Origin of the sequence: Streptococcus suis (genome assembly GCF_002964045.1) — a bacterium.
GTDB lineage: Bacteria > Bacillota > Bacilli > Lactobacillales > Streptococcaceae > Streptococcus > Streptococcus suis_U.
Genome location: NZ_POPB01000409.1, coordinates 1 through 11,445 on the forward strand (window position 1 = coordinate 1; position 11,445 = coordinate 11,445).

At 43.8% G+C, this 11,445-nt stretch carries 14 protein-coding genes; 9 read left to right on the plus strand and 5 right to left on the minus strand.

Annotated elements, in window-relative coordinates:
* Window positions 1-172: 172 nt before the first annotated feature.
* The 4 genes from C1E99_RS10530 to C1E99_RS10545 form a co-directional block, all read right to left on the minus strand.
* Window positions 173-388, minus strand: a complete 216-nt coding sequence (locus C1E99_RS10530) for a helix-turn-helix domain-containing protein (RefSeq protein ID WP_014637449.1) — start codon at window positions 386-388, stop codon at window positions 173-175.
* 1 nt (window position 389) lies between these two features.
* Window positions 390-914, minus strand: coding sequence for a hypothetical protein (locus C1E99_RS10535; RefSeq protein ID WP_014637450.1), 525 nt, complete (start codon window positions 912-914; stop codon window positions 390-392).
* 134 nt (window positions 915-1,048) lie between these two features.
* On the minus strand, window positions 1,049-2,920 hold the full coding sequence (locus C1E99_RS10540; protein ID WP_105207516.1) for a heavy metal translocating P-type ATPase: 1,872 nt from the start codon (window positions 2,918-2,920) through the stop codon (window positions 1,049-1,051).
* Between the two features lie 139 nt (window positions 2,921-3,059).
* Window positions 3,060-3,518: a Fur family transcriptional regulator gene (locus C1E99_RS10545; protein ID WP_105207517.1), complete on the minus strand. Its 459-nt coding sequence runs from the start codon at window positions 3,516-3,518 to the stop codon at window positions 3,060-3,062.
* Between the two features lie 173 nt (window positions 3,519-3,691).
* Here C1E99_RS10545 and truA point away from each other — a divergent pair, with 173 nt between their 5' ends.
* The 9 genes from truA to C1E99_RS10590 all read left to right on the plus strand — a co-directional run bounded on the left by truA (window position 3,692) and on the right by C1E99_RS10590 (window position 10,995).
* Window positions 3,692-4,441, plus strand: coding sequence for a tRNA pseudouridine(38-40) synthase TruA (gene truA, locus C1E99_RS10550; RefSeq protein ID WP_105207522.1), 750 nt, complete (start codon window positions 3,692-3,694; stop codon window positions 4,439-4,441).
* Complete coding sequence (locus tag C1E99_RS10555) at window positions 4,431-5,192, plus strand: bifunctional hydroxymethylpyrimidine kinase/phosphomethylpyrimidine kinase (RefSeq protein ID WP_105144319.1); 762 nt, start codon at window positions 4,431-4,433, stop codon at window positions 5,190-5,192. Before truA ends, C1E99_RS10555 begins: the two co-directional genes overlap by 11 nt.
* On the plus strand, window positions 5,182-5,667 hold the full coding sequence (locus tag C1E99_RS10560) for an ECF transporter S component (protein WP_105106503.1): 486 nt from the start codon (window positions 5,182-5,184) through the stop codon (window positions 5,665-5,667). The genes C1E99_RS10555 and C1E99_RS10560 overlap by 11 nt, the downstream gene beginning before the upstream one ends.
* Window positions 5,648-6,211: a TIGR01440 family protein gene (locus C1E99_RS10565; protein WP_105207518.1), complete on the plus strand. Its 564-nt coding sequence runs from the start codon at window positions 5,648-5,650 to the stop codon at window positions 6,209-6,211. The genes C1E99_RS10560 and C1E99_RS10565 overlap by 20 nt, the downstream gene beginning before the upstream one ends.
* 450 nt (window positions 6,212-6,661) lie before the next feature.
* On the plus strand, window positions 6,662-7,573 hold the full coding sequence (gene rsgA, locus C1E99_RS10570; protein ID WP_161951188.1) for a ribosome small subunit-dependent GTPase A: 912 nt from the start codon (window positions 6,662-6,664) through the stop codon (window positions 7,571-7,573).
* Window positions 7,574-7,906: 333 nt separating this feature from the next.
* On the plus strand, window positions 7,907-8,338 hold the full coding sequence (locus tag C1E99_RS10575; protein WP_105106513.1) for an Rrf2 family transcriptional regulator: 432 nt from the start codon (window positions 7,907-7,909) through the stop codon (window positions 8,336-8,338).
* A gap of 73 nt (window positions 8,339-8,411) precedes the next feature.
* Window positions 8,412-9,413 carry an NADP-dependent oxidoreductase gene (locus tag C1E99_RS10580; RefSeq protein ID WP_105106506.1) on the plus strand — a complete coding sequence of 334 codons (1,002 nt, stop codon included), beginning with the start codon at window positions 8,412-8,414 and terminating at the stop codon, window positions 9,411-9,413.
* Window positions 9,414-9,424: 11 nt separating this feature from the next.
* Window positions 9,425-10,261 (plus strand): alpha/beta fold hydrolase, encoded by an 837-nt coding sequence (locus C1E99_RS10585; RefSeq protein ID WP_105207520.1) that lies wholly within the window; start codon window positions 9,425-9,427, stop codon window positions 10,259-10,261.
* A gap of 134 nt (window positions 10,262-10,395) precedes the next feature.
* Complete coding sequence (locus C1E99_RS10590) at window positions 10,396-10,995, plus strand: DUF1349 domain-containing protein (protein ID WP_105207521.1); 600 nt, start codon at window positions 10,396-10,398, stop codon at window positions 10,993-10,995.
* A 55-nt stretch (window positions 10,996-11,050) separates the two neighbouring features.
* Here the strand turns inward: C1E99_RS10590 and C1E99_RS10595 are convergent.
* Window positions 11,051-11,445 (minus strand): IS30 family transposase (locus C1E99_RS10595; RefSeq protein ID WP_153060191.1); only part of this gene is annotated, 395 nt, incomplete at its 5' end.

The following is an 11,445-nucleotide window of genomic DNA, read 5'->3' on the forward strand; positions in this document are numbered from 1 at the left end:
AACCATCTAAGTGCTTTCCCAGCTTCCAAGTGCAGTAGAACAATTTCTAGTTTCTCAGAGACAGATTTTGGACTTCTTTTGGACATAATAAAACTCCCCTCATAGTTTCTAGTAAAAATTTTTGTTTTTTCGCTGTCCACTATAAGGGGAGTATATCAGGCTTTTTCTTTTTTTAGTTGTCTTCATGCACATATTCCAAAATATCTCCTGGTTGGCAGTCTAGGATTCGGCAGATGCTCATCAGGGTATTGAAACGAATGCCTTTGGCCTTTCCTGTTTTGAGAATGGACAGGTTGGCTTCGGTAATGCCGACTTGCTCTGCCAGGTCCTTGGAAGTCATTTGTCGGTCTTTGAGGACCTTGTCTAAGTTTACGCGAATCATTTCCATATCAGATAAACTCGCTATTCTCGGTTTCAAGTTCTTGTCCCTTTTGGACTAAGGTCCAGACAAAATAAGTCAGGAAGATAAAGAGAGCATTGAGGATAAAATCAGACCAACGTAGATTGAGGAAGTTGTTTGGTCCAGCAGCATTTGTCAGGGCAATCAAAGTAGTTAGGCCAAATTGACCAGCAGTCAAAATTAGTAAACTGAACAAGAGTTTCTGATAGAGTGCTAGGCTAGATGAGGCGAAATAATCGTCTTCCAGAAGTAGCTTACATAGCTTTTGGATCAGGTGGGCAATATGACTGAGTGCCGCCAAGACGATTAAGATTAATCCACTTGATAAGAGGATGAGCCAGACACCAATCTGGTCAATAGATTTGTTAAAAGTGTATTCCCAAGAACGTGTTACAAAAGAATCCCCGCTAAAACCTGCCAATGTAAAGAAGGCATAGAGAGCAATCAAAAAATAGAAGAAAAAGCGAACACAGCCAGCTAATAATCCTGCTGTTTTGAGTAGATTTGTTTTCATAGCAAACCTCCAATTATTATTGTTTTATGATAATATTATCTTCAAAATTATTATAAAACAATAATTTTTGGAATGCAAGCGTTTTTTTAAAAAAAATAATAAGAAAACCGCCCCAAGTAGCTGGCGGTTTGATGTTATTTAAAATACAACAATCTCAATCCATTCAAAATCACCAAAATGGTAGATCCTTCGTGGCCCACCACGCCGAGCGGTAGGTTGATAGACTGGAAGAGGTTGGAGATGATAAGAAGAGCAATGACAGACAGGGCAAAGACGATGTTTTGCTTGATGATACCCCGCATTTTTTTAGACAGGCGGATAGAGTAAGGAATTCTCGTCAGGTCCTCCATGAGCACGATGTCGGCCGACTCCATAGCGATGTCCGTTCCGCTTCCCATAGCATAGCTGACATTGGCTTGAGCCAGGGCGGGAGCGTCGTTGATGCCGTCGCCCACCATACCGACAGACGCAAACTCGGTTTGCAGTTCTTGGATAACAGCAGCCTTATCCGTCGGCAGACAGTTGGCAATCACACGGTCAATACCGACCTGACTCGCCACGTAACGAGCCGTCTTTTCTTGGTCACCCGTCAAGAGAATTGGTGTCACCCCCATCTCTTTCAACTGGGCAATCAGCTGCTTGCTCTCAGGCTTCAAACTGTCTTCCACCATGAAGATCGCCACTAGCACATCATTTTGGCTGACATAAACCAGGGTTTTCCCAGTGCTCTCCGCCTCATCGATTTGCGTCAGCAAGTCAGCAGACAGCGGACTTACCAAACTATCTACCACAAAACCCGCCTTACCGATTTTCCAGTTGTCGCCCTCATAGACCGCCACCAATCCTTTACCGGTCACGTCTTCTAGGCTTTGGAGGGCAATAGCAGAGCTGTTAGCCGTATAGGTCATGAGAGCTTGAGCGATTGGGTGACTCGATTGTTTTTCAACTGCCTGAACAACCTGCTTGATAAGTTTTTCATCGCCAAGATAGGTCGCTCCAACAACTTCAGGTTTACCAATGGTCAGGGTACCGGTCTTGTCAAAGACGATGGCCTCTAAATTGGCGATGTTATCCGCAATGTCGCCTCCTTTGATAATCATGCCCTTGCGTGCCGCACGGCTGATGGCAGAAAGTGTCGCCGGTGAAGAAGAAGCCACAAGTGCACATGGAGAAGCAATGGTCAAGAGAATCATGCCACGGTAGAAGGCGGTTAACCAGTCCCAATCCAGAGCAAAATGAGCAAAGAGGATAAAGAGCGGCACCACTACCAAAACAACTTTCACATAGGTATCTTCCATGTTTTCAATGAAAGTCGCTGTTTTTGATTTGGATTCTTGGGCATTTTCAACCATTTGGACGATTTTATCAAAGAGGGCGTCGCCTTTTTCAGCTGTAACTTGAACGGTCACCGTTGGACCTTGGTTAATAGTACCGCCGATAACCGCCGCACCGGCTACTTTTTCAGCAGGGAGCGGCTCGCCAGTAATCATGGACTCGTCAAAGATGGATTGGGGACTGATGAGAGTCGCATCCAGTGGAACGGTATCACCCTTGCGGACTTGCAGGAGGTCGCCGATGCGAATGTCGGCTGTATCCAAGACAGTAATGTCACCATTTTCCTCGATTTTGCGAGCCGTTGGAGGGGTCATGTTCATCAAAGCGGCGATAGCGTTCTTGCTTTTCTCCATGGCTAATTCTTCCAGAGTAGAAGAAAGGGAGAAGATAAAGATGAGCAGGGCCCCCTCCATCCAGTAGCCGATTAGGCCCGAACCGATAGCAGCCAAAATCATGAGCAGATCGACCGACAGGTGCTTGTCAAAAATCAGCTCAGTCAGACCTTCTTTGGCGGACTGGTAGCCGCCGATGACAAAGGCTAGAATGAAGAGGATGGGTGCCAAGCCTTGACTGCCTGCGTGAAGCAGGAGAATTCCTACTAGAATGAAGAGCAAGCACAGGCTGGTTGTTAGAATATGTGTATGATTTCTAAGATTGGCAATTAGTGTCATAAATCGGTCCTCGAAATATCTTTCTGTAGTTTAATTGTAACAATTATAAATAAAAAAGTCAAGATTATTTATAATAATTCTAAATAAGATTTTTCAGATAATTCCAAGGAAAGAAAAAAGAGCGAATCATTTCGCTCTGCTATTCTATATTAGATTGGCAATCAGGACAGATACCATAGATAGCTAGGACCTCTTTTGTGACCTTGTAACCTGTCTGGTCTTGGGCTTCTTTTTTCAGACTAGGTAGTTCGATATCCATAAAGTCTGTAATTTTTCCGCACACTTCACAAATGATATTGAGGTGATCATGGCCCATAAAGTCATAATAGGTCGTATTATCATTGGTTCGTTTGATTTCTGTGACAAATCCTTCTTCCAACAGAAGTTTCAGATTGTTGTAAACAGTTGCTAGGCTCATCCCTGGGTAGTCTGGTAGAAGATCTTGGTAAATCATCTCAGCACTTGGGTGGTCATCGCTTTCAATGATGTAGGCTACAACAGCCTTACGAGTTGAAGTGATTCGAACTCCATTTTCTTTTAGGTGTTGAATGACATGGTCAAAATCAGCCTGATGGTCACTACTATGATGGTGGGTCATGCTTACCTCCTTTCCTGTAGGTAATAATAGTAATTCTAAATTTCAATAGCTGTTTTCATTATAGTTTATTTCTTAAGTGCTGTCAATCCTATAGATGAGTTGAAGGTCTGTGCTAGGACAGTTCGTGCTTTCTAGGCTTGTATTTGCAAGTTTGCTTGTGCTACAATCAGACCATGACACGATATAAAGCAATTATTTCCTACGACGGACATGATTTTTCTGGTTTTCAGCGCCAGCCCCATGCTCGTACGGTTCAGGAAGAAATCGAAAAAACATTAGTAAGATTGAATAGTGGCCAGCCAGTAACTGTTCATGGTGCAGGTAGGACAGATGCAGGAGTTCATGCTTACGGCCAGGTTATACACTTTGACTTAGCTGGCAGTCGAGATACTGAGAAGCTCCGCTTTGCCCTGGATACCCAAACACCTGAAGATATTGATGTGGTCCAGGTGGAGCAGGTGGCGGATGATTTTCATTGCCGCTATGCCAAGCACAGCAAGACCTATGAATTCCTGGTGGACATTGGCCGACCCAAGAATCCTATGATGCGCCACTATGCGACCTTTTATCCTTATGATTTGGACTTGAACTTGATAGAAGAAGCCATTCAGGACTTGGTGGGGACCCATGATTTTACAGGCTTTACAGCTTCGGGGACCTCGGTCGAGGACAAGGTACGGACCATCACAGCGGCGACAATGGAGTACGACCAGCGGCGGCAGTTTTTGATTTTTACCTTTTCAGGCAACGGTTTTTTGTACAAGCAGGTGCGGAATATGGTCGGGACCCTCTTGAAAATTGGCAATGGTCGCATGCCTGTGGGACAGATCAAGCGGATATTAGCAGAAAAAGATCGTGGTTTGGCGGGTCCAACTGCGGCAGGCAATGGGCTCTATCTAAAGGAGATTATCTATGAAGACTAAGTATATTTTGGCGCTTTCGGGCAATGATATTTTCAGCGGTGGCGGCCTCCATGCAGACTTGACGACCTACACTGTCCATGGCCTGCATGGCTTTGTGGCGGTGACCTGCTTGACAGCTATGACGGAAAAAGGTTTTGAGGTCATTCCGACAGATGCAGCGGTGTTTGCCCAGCAGCTGGCTAGTTTGAAGGATGTGCCCTTTTCAGCTATTAAGATTGGCTTGCTTCCGACGGTGGAAATAGCAGAGCAGGCCTTGGAATTTATCAAGTCTCACCAGGACATTCCTGTGGTCTTGGATCCGGTCTTGGTCTGCAAGGAAACGCATGATACTGAGGTCAGCCAACTGAGGGATGAACTCTTGAAATTCCTTCCCTATGTCAGCATCATCACGCCAAATCTGGCAGAAGCTCAGCTATTGCTCCAAAAAGACATCCAAACGGTGGAAGAGATGGAGCAGGCGGCAGTGGCCTTGTATGACTTGGGAGCCAAGGCGGTGGTCATCAAGGGAGGCAATCGCCTGGGGGGCTCAGTGGCGATCGATGTTTACTATGACGGTCAGGAAGTGGTGGTGCTCCAGTCTCACCTACTTTCAGAGAACAATGTGGGAGCGGGCTGTACCTTTGCGTCCAGCATTGCCAGTCAGCTTTTGCTAGGTCAGGACTCTTTGGAGGCAGTCAAATTGTCCAAGGACTTTGTCCATGCAGCCATCTTAAAATCAGATCAATATGGGGTAATTCAGTATGAGAAATAAAAAGACGCAAGAACTTGTATTGCTGGCCATTCTAACGGCTTTGACCTTGGTTCTAGCATTTATCCATGTACCAACTCCAAATGGCTTTACATCTTTGCTGGATGTTGGAGTTTTCTTTACTGCCTTTTACTTGGGCAAGAAAGAAGGAGCCATTGTCGGCGGATTGTCAGGGCTTCTGATTGATTTCTTGTTGGGCTATCCCCAGTGGGCTTTCTTTAGCTTGCTTTTTCACGGAGCCCAGGGCTATTTTGCAGGATGGACGGGTAGGAAACGTTTTCTGGGCATCATTTTCGCCAGTCTTTCCATGATTGGTGGCTATTTTGTGGCATCTAGTTTCATGTATAATGTAGCTGATGCTGTTACAAGTCTGATGAGCAATACTCTGCAAAACATAATTGGTTTGGTACTAGGTTATATCTTGGCTCAGGCAATAGAAAGAATTGGTGCAGTAAATCATGTCATTAAAGGAAATTAAAGACCAAACTAAGCAAGTTGTCGAAGAGATTTTAGAACTCAGCAATCTTCAAAAGGGTCAGATTTTTGTACTGGGTTTGTCTTCTAGTGAGGTCAATGGTGGGCATATTGGCAAAAATTCCAGTCTAGAAGTTGGAGAGGTCGTTGTCAAAACTATTCTGGATATTTTGACACCAAAGGGCATTTACCTAGCTGTCCAAGGTTGTGAGCACCTCAATCGTGCCTTGGTAGTGGAGCGGGAATTGGCTATCCAGAAAGATTTGGAAATGGTCAATGTCCTGCCCACCCTTCATGCAGGAGGCTCTGGACAGTTGGCGGCCTTCAAGTATATGAAGGATCCAGTCGAAGTGGAATTTATCACCGCTCAGGCGGGTGTGGACATCGGCGATACGGCGATTGGTATGCACATCAAGCACGTCCAAGTGCCGATTAGACCGAGCTTGCGTGAGATCGGCCAGGCCCATGTCACCGCCCTTGCCAGCCGTCCAAAATTGATCGGTGGCGCACGCGCGGCCTATCAGGAAGATCAGATACGGAAGCAATAATGTGATGGAGAACGAGAAGAAGCTTTCTCGTTTTTTCTATGCAAATCAGAAGGAGTTTGCTATAATTAAGATATGAAAGATTAAGTGTAGCTCCGTATGTCAAATGGAGCAAGAACAATTTTGTTGGTATAGTCGTTCAGTTTATTTTTTATTACTTTGACGCAAGAGGAAACTCCGTTTCCTTATTTCCAAGTTCAAACACTCCACTGGATTGTTTGAACTCGCTTTGCCGTACTCTGTAGGTGTGACTTGTTTCTCAAGTGCTATTTTTCCAACCTTATACAGTCATTAGACTGTATAAGCAACCTGCAGCTTTTGATGCGAACTTTGTTCGCTCTATTTCCCACCTCCAAAGGTTCCCCAAACCTTTAGAGCTAGTACTAAAAGCAAACTAAACGACTATAGATTCAAGAGGTATAATACCTCCTTTTTGGCATGGAAAGAAGAAAAATGAAACAAAAGAGTTTTGCACTTAAAATGACAAGAAAGACTGAATTGGCGCGTGTACTTTCAGAAACACGCACCTCCTATATTGTGGGTCAGGCAGATGGAAAGACTTTCTTCGTGGATAAGGGAAAAATCAACTCCTATGTAGGAGATATTGTCGAACTGGAGCAGATTGGTAGTCAGATGAAGATTAAATCCATACAGGAAAGGAAAAATCTGGTATCCAAGGCTCGCAATAAGACCAGTAAGAGTTATCGATATTCAAAAGATAGTCAAGTTCTAGCGACGAATGTAGACCAGATTTTCATTTTGTTAGCGGTCAATCAAAATCTGACTTTATCGAAATTAGAACGCTATGCCTTGGTCTTTGGGCAAAAGAATATCCAGCTACTATTTGTTCTAACAAAGATAGATTTGGTAGACGATTGGGCCCCCTTTATCCAAGAAGTAAAGGAACTTTATCCCCAGTTAACCCTAATACCTGTTAGTATTTATCGTCCTGATAGTTTGAAAGAATTGGCTCGGCATTTTTCTCCTGAGGGCATTGGGCTCTTACTGGGAAGCTCAGGTGCGGGTAAGTCCAGTCTTATCAATCATTTTCGAGGAGAAGAATTACAAGCTGTCAGTCCGGTTCGCTCGGACGGCAAAGGGAAGCATACCACAACTGCGAGTTATTTCCTGTATTCACCTGAATTGGATTATTATTTTATTGATACCCCAGGTTTCAAGGGGATTGATCGTCACGATTCCTTTTATCTGTCTATCTTATTTGATGATATTCTTGAACTAGCCGATTGGTGCCGGTTTTCTGACTGTCACCATCAAACAGAAAAGGCTTGTGCTGTGAAACAAGCGGTTGAAGATGGTCGGTTGAGAAGTAAGAAATTGGAGCGGTATAGGAAAATAGTCATTTAGTTTATCTTTGATTGCTTCGACGAGCGAGGAAACGTCGTTTCCTTATTTCCAACTTCAAACAATCCACTGGATTGTTTGAACTCGCTTTGCCGTACTCCAATTATGTCTACGGCTGTTGACACGAACTTTGTTCGCTTTATTTCCAACCTTCAACTATCTCCCAGACAGTTGGAGCGAGTATTAAAAGCAAACTAAACGACTATACAATCAGTAGCCATCCTAATCACAACCAAGTGGTTGTGATTTTTTTTGAACAAAATCCTTGCCAAGTAGATTTCTTTATGTTAAACTTGTTCTTGTAGTTGATACATGAACAGAAAGGAATATCTTATGATGGATACAAAATTTTCTGTTGCCCTTCATATTCTTACCATGATTAGTGAGAGCAAGGAAGTCCTCAGCTCGCAAGCCTTAGCAGAAAGTGTTGGCACCAATGCTAGTTACATTCGTAAGGTGATTGCACTTCTGAAAAATGCAGGACTCATCACTTCGCAACAAGGGCGTTCAGGATACCAGTTAAGTAAGTCGCCAAAAGAGATGACTTTATTGGAAATCTATTTTGCCACCCAGGAAGTAGAACATATTAATCTCTTCCAAATTCACCAAAATGCTAACCAGGCATGTCCAGTTGGTAAGCACATTGAGAGTGCCATGTCTCCTATTTTTTCAAATGTTGAAGAACAACTTGAAAAAGAACTAGGGCAAGAAACCTTGGATAATGTCATTACCAATCTCTACCAATCAGCCAATCAAAAACGTATCTGACCAAGTGTCAGATTTTCTAAGAATAAACAATGACTTGTATCAGATACAAGTTTCTAAATAAAAGGAGTAAACCATGAAAGCAGCACAACACACATCTTATAACAAAAACAATATTGTACTTAACCTAACAGACATTGCTAAACCACAAATTAAACCGAATCAAGTCCTTGTCAAAGTGACGGCGGCAGGTGTCAATCCTTTGGACAACATGATTTCTCGTGGTGAAGTCAAATTGATTGTCCCTTACAAATTGCCACAAACAGCGGGTAATGAAGTTGTTGGTTTGGTTGCAGAAGTCGGCTCAAGCGTGACCAAGTTTGAAGCTGGTGACCGTGTCTTTGGTCGTCTTCCCCTCGACAATATCGGTGCCTTTGCCGAGTATGTAGCAGTTGAGGCTACAGCCCTTGCTAAAGTTCCTGCCTATCTGACTGATGTGGAAGCGGCGGCCGTTCCCTTGACTGCCTTGACTATTATGCAGGCACTGGACCTCATGGGTGCAGAAGCTGGCAAGACCATTTTCATCTCAGGTGGGACAGGCGGTGTCGGTGGTATGGCTATTCCGATTGCCAAAGCCAAGGGATTGACGGTTATTACCAACGGTGACGGGGAAAATGCAGAGCGGGTATTGGCACTGGGAGCTGACCAGTTTATCGACTACAAGACAGAAGATTACACCAAAACCCTCTCCCAAATCGACTATGTACTGGACACACTTGGTGGTGCAGAAACTGAAAAACAAATGTCGATTATGAAAAAAGGTGGTCAGCTGGTTTCCCTCCGTGCCATGCCAAATGGCGAATTTGCCAAACGCATGAACCTACCAAAATGGAAACAATTCCTGCTTGGCTTGGTTGGTCGCAAGTTTGATAAAATGGCGGAAAGCTACGGAGTACACTACCATTTCATCTTCGTAGAAAGCAATGGGCAACAGCTGCAAGAAGTGGCAGATATTTTCAGCAAGCTAGAAATCAAACCGTCTATCGACACCGTTTATCCATTTGAAGAAGTCAACGCAGCCTTGGACAAGGTCGCAAACGGTCGCTCACGTGGAAAAACTGTCCTCAGTTTTAAATAGTAGGAGTACTTATGTCTTATATCACAACTAAAAATCAATACATTACTGTCGCTGGCAATCAGATTGCCTACCGTGAACTAGGTAAGGGCAAGTATAAGCTGCCCTTGGTCATGTTGGTCCACTTGGCCGCAACCTTGGATAACTGGGATCCAAAATTGCTAGACTTACTAGCTGAAAAAGAGCACATTATCGTCTTAGATCTTCCAGGTGTGGGGGCAAGCCAAGGCAAGGTAGCTCCTACTATTCCAGGAATGGCAGAGCAGGCTCATGCTATTATCAAGGCCTTGGGGCATACGAAAATTAACCTGCTCGGTCTTTCTATGGGTGGTTTTATCGCCCAAGAAATCGTTCGTCTTGATAGCCAAATGGTTAACCGCTTGATTCTAGCAGGAACAGGTCCTCGTGGTGGTGTAGAAGTCGATAAGGTGACAGGAAAAACCTTCCGCTATATGCTGAAGGCAGGTCTGGAGCGTGTGGATCCAAAACGCTATATTTTCTACAACCACGATAAAGCAGGCCGTCTGGAAGCTGAAAAAGTTTTGGGTCGTATGGGAGAAAGAAAAGCTGAGTATGCAGACAAGGACATGAATATCCCAGGATTTTTAATCCAGCTGAAGGCTATCAAACGCTGGGGTAGAGATCCTCAAGAAGATATGGCCTTTATCACGCAACCAACGCTGATCGTTAACGGTGACAAGGACATGCAAGTACCGACTGAGAACTCTTATATCATGCATGAGAAAATCAAAAACAGTCAACTGATCATTTATCCAAATGCAGGACACGGCTCTATCTTCCAAAATGCAGAAGAGTTTTCAAAAGCCTCGATTACATTTTTGGAGGAATAGTCCCTATTACTCTTGCATATACAAGGCCTGCAAAGTCCCCAAAATCACCCCAGCCTGCTCTTGAAAGAGTTGATTGAGTTACTTGTCTTCCTTATCTTTTGTCTGTATAATAATCTAAAACGAAAGGAAAGCAAATGAACACGAAGAATTTTTACTGGGTGCGAGAACCAGAAAACTCTCAGATTTCAGATAATGAAATCAGAATCACAACCCAAGCTCATACAGACTTGTGGCAGAAGACCTACTACCATTTTGTCAATGATAATGCTCCCCTGCTCTTGATGGACACGGAGGAAGAGTATTTTTCCTTTACGGTTAAGACGGATTTTTCCAACAGCCATACCCGATTTGACCAGTGTGGTGTCGTGGTCTATCAGGATTCGGAAAACTGGATTAAAGGCTCTATTGAGTATGAAAATGAAGATTTTCAGCATTTGGGTAGCGTTGTGACCAATCAGGGCTTTTCAGACTGGGCAACTCAGGAAATCCCTGCTTCTGTCAAGTCAATCTACTACCGTTTGAGCCGACGGGGTAGCGATTTCTGCATCGAAAACTCTAAAGACGGTGTTCATTTTGAGCAGATGCGAATCTGCCACCTGCATGAAGGCAGTGGTAAAATCCATTTCGGTATCTACGCCTGTTCACCGGAAGACTCTTCCTTTGAAGCTGTCTTTACAGAAATGAGTTTGACAGACTGCAAATGGCTAGCCCACGACGGTCAACAACCAGACTAGAAGATTGGGCAGAAGCTCCGCCATTTCCCAAAAGACCCCAAATTTCAAGTTGAAGTTAGCCACCCAAAAGAAATTCACTTGGCGACTTGTAGTCCAAGCATTTTTTAGGGTAGTTGTTAATCCAATTTTCGATAAAAGCGACTTCTTTCGGAGTCGTTTTCTTGGTTCCTTTAGGTAACCATCTCCGAATCAATCGATTATGGTTTTCATTTGAACCTCTTTCCCATGAAGAGTAGGGATGTGCATAGAAGATATGTTCCTCAGGAAACACTTCAACCAATCGACTAAATTCCGAACCATTATCTGCAGTTATTGATAAAATATGATACTCAGCTAATAGTAACCTAAGTGCCTGATTGACAGATTCAGCAGTTTTATTTGGAATTAATCTTATGATTTGGTGTCTACTTCGTCGGTCGGTTAAGACTAAAAGACACTGATTTTTCGCTC

Bases quoted from the DNA above. Each gene is read 5' to 3' on its own strand.
- C1E99_RS10530 (WP_014637449.1), bottom strand. From the start codon at position 388: ATGGAAATGATTCGCGTAAACTTAGACAAGGTCCTCAAAGACCGACAA.
- C1E99_RS10535 (WP_014637450.1), bottom strand. From the start codon at position 914: ATGAAAACAAATCTACTCAAAACAGCAGGATTATTAGCTGGCTGTGTT.
- C1E99_RS10540 (WP_105207516.1), bottom strand. From the start codon at position 2,920: ATGACACTAATTGCCAATCTTAGAAATCATACACATATTCTAACAACC.
- C1E99_RS10545 (WP_105207517.1), bottom strand. From the start codon at position 3,518: ATGACCCACCATCATAGTAGTGACCATCAGGCTGATTTTGACCATGTC.
- truA (WP_105207522.1), top strand. From the start codon at position 3,692: ATGACACGATATAAAGCAATTATTTCCTACGACGGACATGATTTTTCT.
- C1E99_RS10555 (WP_105144319.1), top strand. From the start codon at position 4,431: ATGAAGACTAAGTATATTTTGGCGCTTTCGGGCAATGATATTTTCAGC.
- C1E99_RS10560 (WP_105106503.1), top strand. From the start codon at position 5,182: ATGAGAAATAAAAAGACGCAAGAACTTGTATTGCTGGCCATTCTAACG.
- C1E99_RS10565 (WP_105207518.1), top strand. From the start codon at position 5,648: ATGTCATTAAAGGAAATTAAAGACCAAACTAAGCAAGTTGTCGAAGAG.
- rsgA (WP_161951188.1), top strand. From the start codon at position 6,662: ATGAAACAAAAGAGTTTTGCACTTAAAATGACAAGAAAGACTGAATTG.
- C1E99_RS10575 (WP_105106513.1), top strand. From the start codon at position 7,907: ATGGATACAAAATTTTCTGTTGCCCTTCATATTCTTACCATGATTAGT.
- C1E99_RS10580 (WP_105106506.1), top strand. From the start codon at position 8,412: ATGAAAGCAGCACAACACACATCTTATAACAAAAACAATATTGTACTT.
- C1E99_RS10585 (WP_105207520.1), top strand. From the start codon at position 9,425: ATGTCTTATATCACAACTAAAAATCAATACATTACTGTCGCTGGCAAT.
- C1E99_RS10590 (WP_105207521.1), top strand. From the start codon at position 10,396: ATGAACACGAAGAATTTTTACTGGGTGCGAGAACCAGAAAACTCTCAG.